Below are 17643 nucleotides of genomic sequence, written 5' to 3' on the forward strand. Positions count from 1 at the left end.
GAAAAACAGCGGCTAATCATAGCTCACCGTGGTTCCTTTGAGAATGCCGTTGTGTTTTCAGTGGCGGTTATCGCCCCCTGAAGTGGAATAGCTGCCAATGTCCAATTTTCGACTGCAAAACGTAATAATAACGGCAAATCAAGATCTTGCCAGCATTCCGGCAGTGGTTGATGTAAAAATTTCAGTGCTTCAACCAAAATCGGGCGCGGATCGCCATTCGGCAGCGGCGGCGCATGATTTTGCTTAGAGAGCTTATTACCATCATGGTTTAGTGCTAGTGGCAAGTGTAAATAGCTGGGTATCGGCTGCTGTAACTGCTGATAGAGGGCTATTTGGCGTACGGTTGGCTCGATTAAATCGGCTCCGCGCACAATCTCGGTCACCCCTTGAAAGGCATCATCAACCACTACCGCCAGATTATAGGCAAACAAGCCATCTCGACGGCGAATAATAAAATCTTCTTCGGCCAATGCAGGCTCGGCATGCAACTCACCGAGTAATTTATCATAAAAGGTATAAACCGGATGAGTCTGGCGCAGACGGATAGCCGCACCCACGGCAGGTAAATGGCGATCGCGACAATGGCCGTCGTATAAGCCGCCGATCTGCTGAATTCGGCTGCGGGTGCAGGTGCAGTAATAACTCAGCTCTTGTTGCTTTAGCCAGTCTAAGGTGGCGCGATAGGCTTCGTGGCGCTGAGATTGGTAAATCACCGAGCCATCCCAATGTAGGCCGTAGTGGTCTAGTGCTGCCAAAATACGGGCCGCAGCGCCAGGGATTTCACGCGGAGGATCAATATCTTCAATGCGAACCAGCCAGCGCCCACCTTCAGCGCGAGCTTGCAGATAACTGCCCAATGCTGCAATCAGCGAACCGAAATGCAAATCACCAGACGGAGACGGCGCAAAACGCCCTACATAGCCTGACTGTCGAGTCTTGATATTTTCGGACATAAAAGGGAAAGGGAGATCCAGCGTGATAAATGCGGTGCCGGAGGTGGCTCTGGCACCGTGTCATATCCTTTGTACTTGGAGCTGTAGGGTTGTTAGCGACCTATAGCCCCAACTTCTTTGGATATATAGATTCTTGCTGTGTTAGCCTGCCATCTGCTTTTCGCGGATTTCGGCCAGAGTTTTACAGTCAATGCACAAATCTGCTGTTGGCCGTGCTTCCAGGCGGCGAATGCCGATTTCTACGCCACAAGACTCGCAGAAACCGAAATCGTCATCCTCGACTTTTTTCAGCGTCTTCTCGATCTTTTTGATCAGTTTACGCTCGCGGTCGCGGTTACGAAGCTCAAGACTAAACTCTTCTTCCTGCGCGGCGCGGTCTACCGGATCCGGGAAATTAGCAGCTTCGTCTTGCATGTGCGATACAGTACGGTCCACTTCATCCCTGAGCTGGTTGCGCCATGCTTCAAGAATAAGCTTGAAATGCGCCAATTGGGCGGCATTCATATACTCTTCGCCTGGCTTCTCTTGGTATGGTTCTACCCCAGCGATGGCGAGAATGCTCAAGGACGAGGTTTTACGTTTTTGCCCTTCTTGCATGATGCTTCTCCTACATTCATACGCACTATCGAAATCCCCAAGACGGGGAAAAATCAGGCCGCTATAAATAACAGAAGGAAGGTAGGTTGGCAATTATTCCTGTCGCCTGCTTGACAATGGTGTGAAGGAAGGCGTATTTGGCGAGCAACTTTACTCCATAATCGCTGCTTTATTCGGCGTTATGGATTGGGTGTTTCGTCCAGTAATAACGGTAGGCGAGCATCCAGCACGATACCGTCAGGCGATAGTTGAAAACCGTAGCAAATAACCTCCACTCCTGCTTGCTGAGCCTGGGCCAGCAATTCTGCATAGCGATTGTCAATGTGTCGGGCAGCGGCAACTTGCCTGATACCCGTATGCAATACGGCAAAAAAAAGTACCGCCCGGTGACCGTTGGCAACCATGCTTTGTAACTCCCTGAGATGCTTTTGACCCCGCAGGGTGACGGCATCCGGAAAATACCCACACTGTTGCTGTAATAAGGTAACCGACTTGACTTCAATATAGCAGTTAGACCTATTTTCTGCCTGTAATAACAAGTCTATACGGCTGTTCTCATCTCCATATTTAATCTCCCTTTTGACAGAAGTGTAACCAGATAATTCAATTATCTGGTTATTATCTATCGCTACACTAGCTAACTCATTGGCACGTAATGTATTTACGCATATCCAGTCACCGGTTCGGGTTTGAGTCAGCTCCCAACTATGGGGATACTTACGTTTTGGGTTATCTGAGGTCGAATACCAAACTGTATCTCCTGGAGTGGCACAACCCGTCATTGCCCCTGTATTAGCGCAATGAATGGTCAGCACTTCTCCAGCGGGCGTCACAATATCAGCTAAAAAGCGTTTATACCGCTTAATAAGTGTGGCTGGCTGTAACCTTGGGTTAAAAGATAACAATTTTGTATCAAGCGGCATTCAGTTTCCTTTTACTCTCTGTCAGTCAGCGGCCAACTGTGCACCATGTTATAGCGGGTACGGCCACGCGCATATACCGACTCATATAACGAAAAATGGTTCACCCGAAAGTTTTCATTGGTGGTTCTGGCCGGTATGGCGACTGGGCGAATAGCGCCACGGAATAAGGAGACATGAGGATGAAATGGCTGCGGTGTTTGGTAACAGCCACTGCGTGCCGCTTGGGAGCGCAGCAATTGAGCCAACTGTAATAACCCGCGCGGGGGATTTTTGCACCCGAGCCATACCACTCCGGAACCGGGCCAATGGCCGATATCATCCAGCGTCACATTAAAACCTTGCTGACTTATACGTCCGGCTTGTTGTTGTAACATTTGAGCTTTGGCGTGGCTAACCTCGCCGAGAAACGCCAGCGTCAGGTGGAGGTTTGCCGCAGCAATAGGGCGGCCAGCTTCTGGCGGAAAGTTATCTGCTCGCCATTGCACAATGCGCTGTTGCAGGGCATCAGGCAGTGCCAGAGCAAAGAACAGGCGGCGAGAGCTAATTTTATCAACAGCATTAAACATTAGGTTGGCATAATCACTCGGCTAAATACGCTATACGGTCATGATGTTACAATGGCTGACGATGAAAGTAGAGAGTATGGGGAAGAATGTGGTGAGTCAGAGAGAAAATAATGCGCAGATTGGGGCTTTACCGGTAGGTGAAGTGCTCAGTGAGATTTTGTCTGCGTTGCAAACCTCACCACAAGTTTTGCTCCATGCCCCTACTGGAGCCGGTAAATCGACGTGGCTACCACTGAAAATTCTACAACATAGCGGATTGCCAGGCCGGATTATTATGTTGGAACCCCGACGGCTGGCGGCGAAAAATGTGGCTTACCGTTTGGCCCAGCAATTGGGTGAACAGCCGGGGCAGACCGTGGGCTATCGGATGCGAGCCGAAAGCAAAAGCGGGCCGGACACCCGCCTTGAGGTGGTAACCGAAGGTATTTTAACCCGTATGCTCCAGCAAGACGCCGAGTTGACCGGCGTGTCTTTGGTTATCCTCGATGAGTTTCATGAGCGCAGTTTGCAGGCTGATCTGGCACTGGCGCTATTGCTGGATGTGCAGCAAGGGCTGCGTGATGATCTCAAACTGCTGATTATGTCCGCAACGCTGGATAACCAACGCCTTTCTACACTGCTGCCATCAGCCCCTGTGATTGTTTCCGCGGGGCGCAGCTTTCCTGTCGAGCGCAGCTATCAGCCCTTGTCTAGCCACGAACGGCTGGAGGACGGGGTTGCCAATCGCGTTAAACGATTATTGAACGAGCAATCTGGCTCTTTGCTGCTATTTTTACCCGGTGTTGGCGAAATTCATCGTGTCATGGAACGGTTGCAAGGCGACGTCGCCACAGATACCGATCTTTGCCCACTATATGGTGCTTTACCACTCACTGAGCAGCAGAAGGCCATTCAACCGGCTCCTGTTGGGCGGCGAAAAGTGGTACTGGCGACCAATATTGCTGAAACCAGCCTGACGATTGAAGGTATTCGGCTGGTGGTCGATAGTGGGTTGGAACGGGTTGCGCGCTTTGATGTCAAAAACGGCCTGACCCGATTAGTGACTCAGCGTATTAGTCAGGCCTCAATGGTACAGCGCGCTGGGCGAGCCGGGCGACTGGAACCGGGGATCTGTTGGCATCTGTTTGCTAAAGAACAGGGCGAGCGGGCGGTCGAATATAGCGAACCCGAAATTCTTAACAGTGATTTATGCAGTTTGTGGCTGGAATTGCTGAATTGGGGATGCCAGGACGCGGCACAGCTCAGTTGGCTGGATCAGCCCCCCCAAACGGCCCTGGGCGTTGCTCGAGATTTACTGCTCCGTTTGGGGGCTATCGACTCGCAGGGGCACCTTACAGGTACAGGGCGCAGTATGGCGAACTTGGGTTGTGAACCACGGCTGGCCGCCATGTTATGTTTTGCCGCCGGGCAAAGTCCAGACGCCTTGGCTACGGCGGCACTGTTAGCCGCGATTCTGGAAGAACCTCCGCGTTCCGGACAAATTGATTTACATGACTGGCTTAGCCGCCCACAGCCGCATTGGCAGCGGCGAGCGAAGCAACTGGTACAAAGAGTTAATGCTCGGGTAGGTGCTGTGGACAGTGATCTGGCGGGCCAGTTGTTGGCGCTGGCTTATCCTGACCGTATCGCGCAACAACGTGGGCAAGATGGCCGCTATCTGTTGGCTAACGGTATGGGTGCTGCTATGGCGCAAGACGAGGCATTATCACGTGCGCCTTGGTTAGTGGCGGCCAACTTATTGCAAAGCAACAGTGGGCCGGATGCCCGTATTTTATTGGCGCTGCCAATTGAGGTTGAACAGCTGGCGAAACAGTTACCCCATTTGGTTGAAGAGCAAACTGCGGTTGAATGGGATGACGAAAAGGGCACATTGCGCACCTGGCGGCGTTGGCAAATTGGGCGATTGACCCTACGAGCACAACCCTTAGCAAAGCCGAGTGATGAAGCATTGCAATTCGCGTTGTTAAACTGGGTTCGTGAGCAAGGGTTGCAGGCTCTCAATTGGGATGAAAATGCCGAACAGTTGTGCACCCGTATACAATGCGCCAGCCGCTGGCTACCCGAAGAGCAATGGCCAGCGGTAGATGACGACAACTTACTGGGCAAACTTGAACTGTGGCTGCAGCCGTCGTTGTCCGGCGTGCGAGATTTACGCGGGCTGCGGCAGGTGAATATCGCGGAAGCACTGACTCGTTTGTTGAGCTGGCAGTTACGTCAACGGCTGGATACTGAGCTGCCAACTCATTACACTGTGCCGACCGGTAGCCGTCTGCCAATCCGTTATTATGTCGATCGGCCACCGATATTGGCAGTGCGTTTACAGGAAGTTTTTGGTGAACAACACAGCCCGCTGCTTGCCAATGGGCGGGTAGCCGTAGTGCTTGAGTTACTTTCACCCGCGCGTCGTCCATTACAGATTACCGGCGATTTGGCCGCTTTCTGGCAGGGAGCATATCGCGAGGTACAAAAAGAGATGAAAGGGCGCTATCCCAAACATGTCTGGCCGGATGATCCCGCGAATACCCGGCCAACACGCAGAACCAAGAAGTATCAGGATAACTAAGCACACTCGGCCAGAAACCAATAATTTCAGATGTTTCCCCTTTCTATTCGATAAATTGGGGAACACATTAAGCCGCAATAATCGCCAATGCGCGTGGAGAGAAAGACATGTCTGGGGATGACCGCGAGCCGATAGGGCGCAAGGGCAAGAAAGCCCTACCCAAAGCCACACCGAAACGGCCATTGCGCCGGCGGCGTGATGAAGATGAATACGAAGAAGAAGACTATCTGGATGACGAAGACCACGACGATGATGATTATGATGACGAGGAAGAACCGATGCCAAGAAAGGTAGCATCTCGTCCGCCCCGCAAAAAATGCCGTTGGCTTGGATTATTTATCAAATTGTTCCTGGTAGGTGCCGTGGTATTGGCAATCTATGGGGTTTACCTGGATTCGCAAATCCGCAGTCGAATTGATGGCAAGGTTTGGCAATTACCCGCCGCGGTCTATGGCCGCATGGTGAGCCTTGAACCGGGGATGTCCTACAGCAAAAAAGAGATGATCGATTTGCTGGAAGGGATGCAATATCGTCAGGTCACTCGAATGACTCGCCCGGGTGAGTTTACCGTGCAGGGTGACAGCATTGATATCTTACGCCGCCCGTTTGATTTCCCAGACGCGAAAGAAGGCCAAATTCGTGCGCGTTTGGTGTTTAAAAATGATCAATTGGCCCAGATCCAAAATCTGGATAGCCAGCGCGATTTCGGCTTCCTGCGTCTTGATCCTAAATTGATCACCATGCTGCAATCACCGAATGGTGAGCAGCGCCTGTTTGTACCGCGTGCCGGTTTCCCTGATTTGCTGGTCGATACCTTACTGGCAACAGAAGATCGCCATTTCTATGAGCATGATGGTATTAGCCCGTATTCCATTGGCCGTGCGGTGGTTGCCAATTTGACCGCTGGTAAGGCCGTTCAGGGGGGGAGTACGTTAACGCAACAGTTGGTCAAAAACCTGTTCCTGACCAATGAACGTTCACTGTGGCGTAAGCTCAACGAAGCCTATATGGCATTGCTGGTGGATTACCGTTACAGCAAAGACAGAATTCTGGAACTGTATCTGAACGAAGTCTATCTTGGTCAAAGCGGCAGTGATCAGATTCGCGGTTTCCCTTTGGCGAGCCTGTATTACTTTGGTCGGCCAGTGAATGAATTGAGTCTCGATCAGCAAGCCATGCTGGTGGGGATGGTAAAAGGAGCATCGCTGTATAACCCGTGGCGGAATCCGACTCTGGCCCTCGAACGCCGTAATCTGGTGCTGCGCTTGTTACAGAACCAGGGGGTGATTGATGCCGAGTTGTACACCATGCTTAGCGCACGTCCATTAGGTGTGCAGCCGAAAGGGGGGGTAATCACTCCGCAACCGGCCTTTATGCAGATGGTGCGCCAGGAGTTACAGCAGAAACTGGGCGACAAGATCAACGATTTGTCTGGTGTGAAAATCTTCACCACGCTGGATCCGGTTTCACAGGATGCGGCAGAAAAAGCTATCGAAGATGGGATCCCGGCATTGAAAGCGGCCCGTCATTTGGATGATTTGGAAGCGGCGATGGTAATTGTTGACCGCTTCAGTGGTGAAGTTCGTGCCATGGTGGGCGGCGCGCAGCCACAATTTGCTGGCTTTAACCGCGCGATGCAAGCCCGCCGTTTGGTGGGTTCACTCGCCAAGCCACCGACCTATCTGACTGCGTTGAGTGAACCGGATAAATATCGCCTCAATACCTGGCTGTCGGACCAACCGCTGTCGATCAAATTACCTAACGGTTCATCATGGCAACCGAAAAACTATGATCGCCAGTTCCGTGGTCAGGTGATGTTGGTCGATGCCTTAGCTAACTCGCTAAACGTGCCGACAGTTAATCTGGGGATGTCAGTCGGGCTGGATCAGATAAGTGCCATGCTGCAACGTTTGGGCATTCCGAAAGACGTTATTCATCCAGTTCCGGCGATGTTGCTGGGGGCGATTGACCTGACGCCGGTTGAAGTCGCACAGGAATATCAGACTATCGCCAGTGGCGGGAATCGCGCGCCGTTATCTGCCGTGCGTTCGGTCATCGCCGAAGATGGCACCGTGCTGTATCAGAGCTTCCCGCAAGCGGAACGCATGGTTCCGGCACAGGCCGCTTATCTGACGCTGTACGCCATGCAACAAGGGGTAGCCCGCGGGACATCTCGTTCATTGTCAGTGAAATTCTCTAAATACAATCTGGCGGCCAAAACCGGTACTACCAACGACCTGCGAGATAGCTGGTTTGCGGGTATTGATGGTAAAGAAGTGGCGATCGCCTGGGTGGGGCGTGATAATAATGGCCCAGCCAAATTGACTGGTGCTAATGGTGCACTGACCTTGTATCGCCGCTATCTTGAGAATCAAACTCCATTACCGCTGGTATTGCAGCCACCGGAAGGGATTAGCCAGATGAATATTGATTCGGCGGGGAATTTTGTCTGCGGTGATGGGGGCGGTATGCGCTCAATCCCAGTCTGGACAGAGAATCCACAAGGGTTGTGTCAGGCTGCTCAGCCTGCAGAACAAGCCAAACCTGATGGCGATGGTGTCGCGGGTTGGATCAAAGATATGTTCGGTCAATAATATTTAGCAGACTGGCACCATTACCGTGCCAGTCTGCTCCTTTCGTATTTGCAGCTTTATCTCTACGCTCCCATCTTCTGTATTCCATCCGGGTCAATCAGCTGGCATTGCGCTTGCAGTTCATTGTGGGTTACGCATAAACTACTCGCTTTGATAATTATTATCGTTTCGATTCACCTTCTCGTTATTTATCGATAACGTTCGGGTTGCAATAACAACAATACCCGTTAACTTTTTCAATCGCAGGACACCATCTTGGACCAACAGGCAAGCCAATCCAGCGTATTCTCACTTCACGAACTGAGCTTTTCGGTTCCTGGCCGAACCTTATTGCAACCTTTGTCACTGACATTTCCACAAGGGAAAGTCTGCGGGCTTATTGGACATAATGGTTCTGGTAAATCGACGCTTTTAAAAATGCTGGGTCGTCATCAACCTCCCTCAGATGGTGAGGTGCTACTCAATGATGTGCCATTATCTCTGTGGGACAACAAGGCTTTTGCCCGTGAAGTCGCTTATTTGCCGCAACAATTACCGGCAGCTGAAGGGATGACAGTGCGCGAGTTGGTCGCGATTGGCCGTTATCCATGGCATGGTGCGCTAGGGCGTTTTCGTCAGGAAGACCGCGAACAGGTGGAAGACGCGATTGCGCTGGTGGATTTAAAACCTCTGGCGAATCGTTTGGTCGACAGCTTATCCGGCGGTGAACGCCAACGTGCCTGGCTGGCGATGATGGTGGCGCAAAATAGCCGATGCCTGCTGCTCGATGAGCCGACTTCGGCACTCGATATAGCCCATCAGGTTGAGGTGCTGGGGCTGATTCAACGGCTTAGTCGCGAGCGCGGCTTGACAGTTATTGCGGTATTACACGATATCAATATGGCGGCCCGCTATTGCGACCATTTAGTGGCGCTACGTGGTGGTGAGATGATCGCGCAAGGCCCTGCTGACAGCCTGATGCAAGGTGCTGTTCTGGAGCAGATTTATGGTATTCCTATGGGAATATTACCCCATCCGGCCGGTGGTGCGCCGGTAAGTTTCGTGTATTAATGAAAATGCATTTATCCATGAAACACGCCCATCTGACGCCGCCAGACCTTACCCGCCGCAGATTACTCACTGCGCTGGCCTTATCGCCATTATTGTATTCATTGCCCGGATGGACAGCAAATTCCCCGAAGATTGATAGCCGCAGGGTGGTTGCTCTGGAATGGTTGCCTGTCGAGTTACTGCTGGCTTTGGGAGTGACGCCGTATGGTGTGGCAGATACTCATAATTACCGGCTATGGGTTGAGGAACCTGAATTACCCGCCAGTGTCATTGATATCGGCCAGCGCACAGAACCTAATCTGGAATTGCTACAGCAAATGGCTCCGTCACTGATCCTGATGTCTGAAGGTTTCGGCCCTTCACCGGAAAAACTCGCTCCGATCGCCCCTTCAATGAGTTTTGCTTTCAGCCAGCAGGGTAGTACTCCCCTTGCTGTCGGCAAAAATTCATTGCGCGCACTAGGCCAGCGTCTTGGATTAGAGGCTGCAGCCGAACAACATCTCAATGACTTTAATCAATTTATGCAAGCTGCCCGGCAACGTCTTTTTGATACCAGTAACACATCATTACTGATGTTTTCTCTATTGGACACTCGCCATGCCTTGGTCATCGGGCAAGGGAGCTTGTTCCAGGATGTATTAAACGAATTGAATATTACAAATGCCTGGCAGGGCGAGACTAATATCTGGGGCAGTGCTGTGGTGGGAATCGAGCGTTTAGCAACAGTAAAACCAGGGCGAGCAATGTGTTTTGTTCATGGTAATAGTCAAATGCTACAACAGGTTACCGGCACACCATTATGGCAATCCATGTCATTCGTGCGTCAAAATCAATTACAGATACTGCCTGCGGTCTGGTTCTATGGCGCGACATTATCCGCCATGCGATTTGTGCGGTTGTTAGAATCGGCATGGGGTAAACCCTCATGATGGCAAAGACTCTGCGTAAGAGTTGGCTTCTGCCAACTAGTTTACTTAGTCTGCTACTGATTTTTGCCGTGGCATTGACGTTATACAATTTTAGCCAGGTATTACCAGCCCCACTCTGGGGGGCTGCGCTATGGCAGCCTGACAGCGATGATGTGCGCCAAATGTTATTCCATTACAGCCAACTCCCCCGGCTGACGGTGGCATTGTTAACCGGTGCTGGATTGGGGCTGGTGGGGGTTTTGTTCCAACAAGTCTTACGTAACCCACTGGCTGAACCAGCCACATTGGGCGTGGCTGCGGGAGCCCAGCTTGGCCTGACTATCGCGACGTTATGGATGCTACCCGGTGGTGAACTCACCCGCCAACTGGCAGCAATGGCCGGTGGCATCCTTATTGGTGTGTTGGTGTTCGGTGTGGCTTGGGGTAAACGCATGTCACCCGTCACACTAATACTGGCGGGATTGGTACTCGGTCTTTACTGTAGCGCGGTCAGTAATCTGCTGGCGCTATTTAATTATGACCAACTGCAAGGTTTGTTCCTGTGGAGTAGCGGTGCTCTGAATCAACAAGATTGGAGCACGGTACAGTTTTTACTGCCTCGTTTACTGATAACCGGTGTATTGGCTGCTTTATTGATTCGCCCATTAACCTTGCTCGGGTTGGATGATGGTGTCGCTCGTAATCTCGGGTTAGGGTTGTCATTAGCACGGCTGTGTGCGCTGGGGCTGGCAATCCTGTTTAGTGCAATGTTGGTCAATGCTGTCGGGGTGATTGGTTTTATTGGCCTGTTCGCACCTTTGTTGGCCAAAATTCTCGGTGCTCGCCGCTTATCGCAACGCCTGATATTGGCACCTGTATTAGGTGCTTTACTGCTGTGGGTAACGGATCAAGGGCTAATCTGGTTGGCGCAGGTTTGGCAAGAAATTCCCACCGGAGCGGCAACTGCGCTGATTGGTGCACCACTACTATTATGGCTGTTGCCCCGCTTACACAGCGCGACGGCTCCCAGCATGGATTTTGGTGATAACGTTCCCGCTGAACGGCAATATTTGGGCTTATGGATCAGCGGTGGTTTACTCATCCTGTTCGCTGGCTTAGCCGTAGCACTGATGTTTGGTCGTGATAGTTACAGTTGGAATTGGATTAGCGGTGGTGACATTCAGGCATTATTACACTGGCGCTGGCCACGGGTATTAGCGGCATTGGCCGCCGGTATGATGCTGGCGGTCGCGGGAACATTAATTCAAAAACTGACAGGTAATCCAATGGCCAGCCCCGAAGTACTGGGGATAAGCTCTGGCGCATCTTTTGGTGTGGTGATCATGATGTTTATCGTGCCAGGTAATGCACTGGCATGGTTGTTACCCGCAGGTAGTTTAGGCGCTGCCGCGACCTTATTATTGATTCTGATCGTTGCTGGGCGGGGCGGTTTTTCTCCTGGGAGAATGCTATTGGCCGGGATTGCGTTGAGCACCGCTTTTACCACGGTAATCACCATGTTACTCGCCAGTGGCGATCCACGAATGCGCGGCTTGCTAGCATGGATTTCAGGCTCGACTTATTCTGTTGATGGCCCGCAAGCACTTGGTACTGCTGTTATTGCTTTGGTTTTGATTGCATTAACACCGCTGTGCCGCCGCTGGTTAATGATTTTGCCATTGGGTAGTGTGACGGCAAGAGCATTAGGTGTGGCGCTGGCACCCAGCCGGTTAGCCATCTTGCTATTAGCTGCCATTATGACGGCGGCAGCCACATTAACGGTTGGGCCATTAAGTTTTGTTGGTCTGATGGCACCTCATATGGCTCGCATGTTGGGTTTCCGCCGTGCCATTCCACAGCTATTTATTGCGGCCATTTTAGGTGGTTTATTAATGGTATTTGCTGATTGGTGCGGCCGAATGTTGTTGTTCCCAAATCAGATCCCTGCGGGATTATTAGCGACATTTATTGGCGCGCCCTATTTTGTTTATTTATTGCGTAAACAGGGGCGGTAATGTAGTGGTGCCGAAAGGGTGACTTTTGGGCTAGTCAGGCCGCTCGCCACGTTTCTATAGCAAAGGATGTAGTTACGCCAACATAAAAACGCCCCCAAGTATCTGAATCTTGGGGCGTTTTTATCATCGATTACTTAAAACGAAATGAAAATGGTTTACTAAAAATATATTTCTCCATGTGCATTTATTTATTCAAAACAGATTAAATGGAATTTCATTTTTTCATGAATATAAATAGTTCGATATTTAATTTCGAACTTATTCATTTTTTAATAATGCTAAGTTTAATTTCACTCTCGTTTGTTATACTCAAAATTAATGTGATTATTATTTATTTTCACTTGTTATTTCGCTTAATAAATAGCGAGATTTTATTGTATATAACTTGAGGTATATTATGGAAATGTCATTGTGCCAAAATAGAGTGCGTGCAACAGGCGACACCTTAACTTTAACGACCACATCTACTGCACTGGCTAATGGTATTGATACCAATACCATTACCGCAAAGTTAACAAATTCAGGAAGTTTAGTACCCGGTGCGAATATTCTTTTTTCAGTTACAGGAACCGCACTATTTAGTAATGGTTTTAATGTGATCTCTGCACAAACCAACGTGTTTGGTGAGGCGGTTGCGTATATTACTAATACGGTAGCAGAAAAAGTAACAATAACAGTCCTATATGAGAATACTCTCAGTGCGACTGGCGTTTCTGAATTTAAATCTGAGTCAACGGGCCCTGATATTGTACTTGAAGGTACTATATTAGCAGATAACGCACCTGCTGATGGAAGTAATAAGAATAGTATTAGATATTTACTAAAAGATCGTTTAACACAACAGCCTGTACCTTCTGAATATCTATTTTTTGCTACCACGGGTAGTGCTCATTTAGATGTTGAATATGGTCAGGTCAATAGTGCAGGGCAATTTGTATTATCATTAGCTAACTCAGTGGCGGAAAATGTGCTGATAACAGCGCGCTTGGCATCAAATAGTGATATTACTGAGGTTACGCAACTATCATTCAGTCAAACTTCCGTGGAGCCTGTTTTACAACTTACTTCAGAAGTGCTAAACAATAATGCTGAAGCCAATGGTTCAGATACCAATGTTATACGTTTCCTATTAAAAGACCTCACTACGGGCCTGGGTGTTGCAAATCAAATATTACAGTTAAGCCATACAGGTTCTGCCCAAGTCCAGAGTAGTGTCACCACGAGTAGTAGCGGCTATGCAACGGTTACGGTCTCAAACAGTATTGCTGAATCTGTCATTATTACTGCAAGATTAAGTAGTGATCTTTCTTTATATAGCAATGCTACGATTACGTTTACCGCACAACATATACAGTACCAACTGACATCAACGATAGATCACAATAATGCAGTCGCTAATGGTGTGGATGCCAATATTATCACCTATCGCTTAGAAAGAAAGGATACCGGCCAGGGTGTCGCTAACCAATCGATAGTCATTAGTCGAACTGGTTCTGCACAAGGTCCGAATAATGTAATTACCGATGCGGCCGGTTATGCCCAAGTGAAATCTTCTAATACTGTGGCGGAACCTACCGTGGTCACGGGTAGGTTGTATGTTGATTCAACAGTATATAATACAGCCACTCTTAATTTTACTTCTCCTGCGGCTCAATATTATTTGTCATCACAAGTCATTTCTAATAATGCTCCGGCTGATGGTGAGTCAGAGAATCGAGTTCGTTTTATACTGACTAATGCAGTGACTGGCAATCCGGTTGCTAATGAGTGGTTACAGCTATACCACACAGGCTCTGCCATTATGGCCATACAAGGTAGAACAAATAGCTACGGTTATCTTGATATCGATATTACCAATTATGTTGCAGAAAGTGTGATTGTTACCGCGCTGCTGGATAAGGATACAACTGTTCAGGCTGTTGCGACGATAGTATTTCAAGAACCTATGCCAACGTATATTTTTGATGCTGTAATCATCAGAAACAACGCAAGACCAGATGGTTATGATTACAATATTATTCGTTACTCAGTACGAGATTCCAGAACTCTAATGTTAGTCCCTTATGTTGAGTTCGAATTTGTTTTTTTAAATACTCCATATCCTATTTATTATAATACTACTGGGGCTAGTGGGGTTGTAGACATTAATATTCAATCCTTAAATGGTGCACTTAGTTATACAATTAAAGCTAGCTTACTACGAGATAGAAATATTTCACAAACAAGAACGGTTAATTTTAGCTGGTTCAGAGCTGAACCTGATAATTGCAATAATACTTATCCTGTTGGGCATGTTAATGCTACAGGAGTGGGTATTTCATTAAGTAATAAATAATTTTCAAATCACTTATAAAGCGCTTGAGTTAAAGCGCTTTATAATACTGAATTATATTTTTTTTGAAGTTATAAACTATAACTAATAACTCTCTAAATAAGAGGTTTCTATGACAATATTAAAGGATGGCCATAATATATTGGCTGAGGGTGAGACTTTAACACTTGGTACGACATCTGGTGCTTTAGCTAATAGTATTGAAAGTAACTCAGCAACCGCAACTTTAATGAATGCTGATACTTTTGTACCCGGCGCATCTATTTTATTTTCAGTTAATGGAAACGCACTGTTTTCAAATGGATTTAATTTCATTTCAGCTGATACAAATGTATTTGGTCAGGCGAGGGTAGACTTTACTAACACGGTAGCGCAAACAGTGAATGTTACAGCGCTATACGGTAATACTCTAAGTGCGACCGAAACTTCGATATTTACCCAATCAGAAACAGATCCTAAGCCTGTTCTTGAGGGGGAAGTAATGACTAATAAAGTTCCAGCGGATGGTAAAAGCCAAAACGAAGTATTGTATACACTAGTTGATCGCCAGACCAATCAACCAATGGCTGGTGAATATATGTTTTTTACCGCCACCGGGAGTGCCCAACTTGGTTCTGCGCATGGATATACAGATTCTTCAGGCCAGTTTACATTAGTTATTTCTAATGAAGTTGCTGAAAGTGTAACGGTCATTGCAAGGTTGGCGTCTGATCCTGAAGTGAATAGTGTGTTATCTGTTGCCTTCACTGAAGCTATTATAGAACCGGATTATCAGCTCACCGCGGATATCTTAATCGATAATGAACAGGCTAACGGATTAGCACAAAATTTAGTTCGATTCATTCTTCTGGATGGACGAACTGGTTATGGTATTCATGGTGAAACTTTACAGATTAGCCAGAGTGGGGGGGCTGTCTTACCTGGTAGTGGTAGTGGTAGTACGGATAATAATGGTTATCTGGATGTTCCATTAACAAGCAATATTGCCCAGGTTATTACCGTTAGCGCTAAGTTAGAGAAAAAACCATTAATTATTTTTTCTGTCCAGGTTACATTTAGTTCTGAGTACCCCCCTGGTTACCCCATTGAACTGGGAACCCATACTATTAACAGAGCAGGATCACCATTTGTAGCTATCTCTCATATCATGAAACCCTATAATGTCATCAAAGGACATAAATACCGCGTTAATTTTTCTGATCAAAGTGCTCTTGGGGCACTATCTAGTTGCGATGGTCAATATTTCTTTGACCCAGAATATAACGATTGTAATTTAATGTCCGCAGATCACTATACTGTGATAACTCCACTAACAGAGTTCATTTCGCTGAGAGACCAATCCGGAGCATTCTCTCTATCTCCTTATTACTATTATGATCCAAGTGCAGTTCGACCATCTGTTAACGTAACCGTTACTGATTATGGTCCAGTTCAATAACACCGTACTATTATTTGTATAAAATAGAATAAACCTACAGCCCACGGAGTGCCCTATGTACCAGGCACTCCGTTTTATTATTGGCCTCGATTGATCCGTTCCACTTTGGAAAAAGAATCTACGATATGTTGATAATGTATACTGGTGTATCTGCTATTTATTGCGTTAATCACTGTTTAGTGGATAAAAGCATTATCACATGGTTACAGTCTCAATGCTTTCTATGGTTATTGTTCCAGACGACATAAAATCCATGTTGTATCAGCTAATATGAGAAAAGAGCCTGTTTTTGGTTTGTAATTTTCATATTATGCAGTTTTATTTATTTTATTAAGTCACTCATTTCCAAAAAATCCATTAATTTCATGGAGGTGGGATTAATATCATTTAATTATAGTGGTTTTATTTTATCGGTGTATAAAATATTTTTTATTTACGGGCTCAAAATCAAACAAATTAAAAACAAAAAAATATCAAAATGGAAACAAGTAGTTTTTTATCCATATATTTTAATTATTATAGCTTTTAAATTTTAAATTTGTTGTTTTTTTGGAATTTAAATCTGCGACATGTGTTTTATATGATGAATTGGCGCGAAAACAATCCGCCTTAATTGGCTTTGAAAATGGTTTATATGAAATTATATATTTACATGTTAACTAATTGGGTTGGTTAACATGTAAATATATAATGTGTAACTAAAATAAAATAGACAAAGAACATCAAACATGACTAGAATTATTCATGAAAATAACTGGTGTGTGTTAAAGGTAAGTCTACAAACTATTTTTAATAGATCAATATAGAGTATGAGTTTATGTCTTATATAATAAACTTGGTTATTGGGTTTAATCCCGATGAAGGGGCTATTTACATAGTTAGTAATCCCAATACTAAAGTTATTTTAGCAAAGCCAGCAAATCGTCTATTTATTGAATTGATAGAAAATGCAGGAAACATCGTAACAAGAGAGACTCTTTTAAATAATGTATGGGGTTCTCACGGGTTTGCAGCCTCTAATAGTAATCTGAATAACTATATTAGTTTATTAAGAAAATCAATTTCATCATTAGGGATTGAACAAGAAATAATAAAAACTCTTCCCAAGAAAGGATTTGTTATAAGTTCAAAAGTCGTCATAGAAAAAGTTGAAGATGTTAACAAAGATAATGAATATTATTTGGTGAATAACTCGTTAGAAAAAATAAATTTTTTATCAAAATTTTTTAGGAAAATGCTAAGGTTATTTTTCCATGGTGAAAATCTGCAGCGGGTAAAATTTAAAAAAATATGGCTTATTATTATTTGTTTTTCTCTTGTTGTGGTTTTATCTTTATTTATTTTTTTACCAAAATTTGGAATGGGTATGAAAAATAGTAAACCTTATTACTACATTGGGAATATAGAAAACTGCAGTATTTATATTTATAACACCATGACAATTAAAAAAATTGATAAATTCTTGCTAGATGTTACGGATAGTTTGAATAACAAAAATATAAAATGCAATGATAAAAAATCAAGAGTATACATTTATGGATTAAGTTCAAATGAGAAAACGATAGCACATAAAAAAAGAGTGTTTATTTCTCAGTGCTTACGTTTAGAAAGTGAATATAGTTGTGATAACTTTTTTCAGGTCGAGAGAGTTAAATGAAGAAACATATCATATTATTTGTTATTGCTCTTTTTATAATATCAATT

The 17643-nt window shown here is 46.3% G+C and carries 12 protein-coding genes; 8 read left to right on the forward strand and 4 right to left on the reverse strand.

Going from position 1 to position 17643, the window contains the following annotated elements; genetic code table 11:
* Window positions 1–23: 23 nt before the first annotated feature.
* The 4 genes from gluQRS to thpR form a co-directional block, all read right to left on the reverse strand.
* Window positions 24–953, reverse strand: a complete 930-nt coding sequence (gene gluQRS, locus FTB31_RS19680) for a tRNA glutamyl-Q(34) synthetase GluQRS (RefSeq protein ID WP_077293308.1) — start codon at window positions 951–953, stop codon at window positions 24–26.
* A gap of 141 nt (window positions 954–1094) precedes the next feature.
* The gene (gene dksA / locus FTB31_RS19685) at window positions 1095–1550 is read right to left on the reverse strand and encodes an RNA polymerase-binding protein DksA (RefSeq protein ID WP_005156764.1); all 456 of its coding nucleotides are present in this window, start codon (window positions 1548–1550) and stop codon (window positions 1095–1097) included.
* A 179-nt stretch (window positions 1551–1729) separates the two neighbouring features.
* Window positions 1730–2473, reverse strand: a complete 744-nt coding sequence (sfsA, locus tag FTB31_RS19690; RefSeq protein WP_175628018.1) for a DNA/RNA nuclease SfsA — start codon at window positions 2471–2473, stop codon at window positions 1730–1732.
* Window positions 2474–2484: 11 nt separating this feature from the next.
* On the reverse strand, window positions 2485–3039 hold the full coding sequence (thpR, locus tag FTB31_RS19695) for an RNA 2',3'-cyclic phosphodiesterase (protein ID WP_227722821.1): 555 nt from the start codon (window positions 3037–3039) through the stop codon (window positions 2485–2487).
* Window positions 3040–3082: 43 nt separating this feature from the next.
* Between thpR and hrpB the strand changes: the two genes are divergently transcribed.
* From hrpB to FTB31_RS19735, 8 genes are all read left to right on the forward strand, one after another.
* Complete coding sequence (gene hrpB / locus FTB31_RS19700; RefSeq protein WP_227731717.1) at window positions 3083–5602, forward strand: ATP-dependent helicase HrpB; 2520 nt, start codon at window positions 3083–3085, stop codon at window positions 5600–5602.
* A 107-nt stretch (window positions 5603–5709) separates the two neighbouring features.
* Window positions 5710–8196, forward strand: a complete 2487-nt coding sequence (gene mrcB / locus FTB31_RS19705; RefSeq protein WP_227731713.1) for a bifunctional glycosyl transferase/transpeptidase — start codon at window positions 5710–5712, stop codon at window positions 8194–8196.
* A gap of 255 nt (window positions 8197–8451) precedes the next feature.
* Window positions 8452–9246: a Fe3+-hydroxamate ABC transporter ATP-binding protein FhuC gene (fhuC, locus tag FTB31_RS19710; RefSeq protein ID WP_072081676.1), complete on the forward strand. Its 795-nt coding sequence runs from the start codon at window positions 8452–8454 to the stop codon at window positions 9244–9246.
* Window positions 9246–10175, forward strand: a complete 930-nt coding sequence (gene fhuD, locus FTB31_RS19715) for a Fe(3+)-hydroxamate ABC transporter substrate-binding protein FhuD (RefSeq protein ID WP_077174222.1) — start codon at window positions 9246–9248, stop codon at window positions 10173–10175. Before fhuC ends, fhuD begins: the two co-directional genes overlap by 1 nt.
* Window positions 10172–12169 (forward strand): Fe(3+)-hydroxamate ABC transporter permease FhuB, encoded by a 1998-nt coding sequence (gene fhuB, locus FTB31_RS19720; protein ID WP_077174221.1) that lies wholly within the window; start codon window positions 10172–10174, stop codon window positions 12167–12169. The genes fhuD and fhuB overlap by 4 nt, the downstream gene beginning before the upstream one ends.
* Before the next feature lie 397 nt (window positions 12170–12566).
* Window positions 12567–14504, forward strand: coding sequence for an Ig-like domain-containing protein (locus tag FTB31_RS19725; RefSeq protein ID WP_077174220.1), 1938 nt, complete (start codon window positions 12567–12569; stop codon window positions 14502–14504).
* 109 nt (window positions 14505–14613) lie between these two features.
* On the forward strand, window positions 14614–15939 hold the full coding sequence (locus FTB31_RS19730; RefSeq protein WP_227731714.1) for an Ig-like domain-containing protein: 1326 nt from the start codon (window positions 14614–14616) through the stop codon (window positions 15937–15939).
* 817 nt (window positions 15940–16756) lie between these two features.
* Window positions 16757–17596: a winged helix-turn-helix domain-containing protein gene (locus FTB31_RS19735; RefSeq protein WP_077174219.1), complete on the forward strand. Its 840-nt coding sequence runs from the start codon at window positions 16757–16759 to the stop codon at window positions 17594–17596.
* Window positions 17597–17643: the final 47 nt, after the last annotated feature.

Origin of the sequence: Yersinia proxima (assembly GCF_902170785.1) — a bacterium.
In the GTDB taxonomy this organism is placed as follows: domain Bacteria; phylum Pseudomonadota; class Gammaproteobacteria; order Enterobacterales; family Enterobacteriaceae; genus Yersinia; species Yersinia proxima.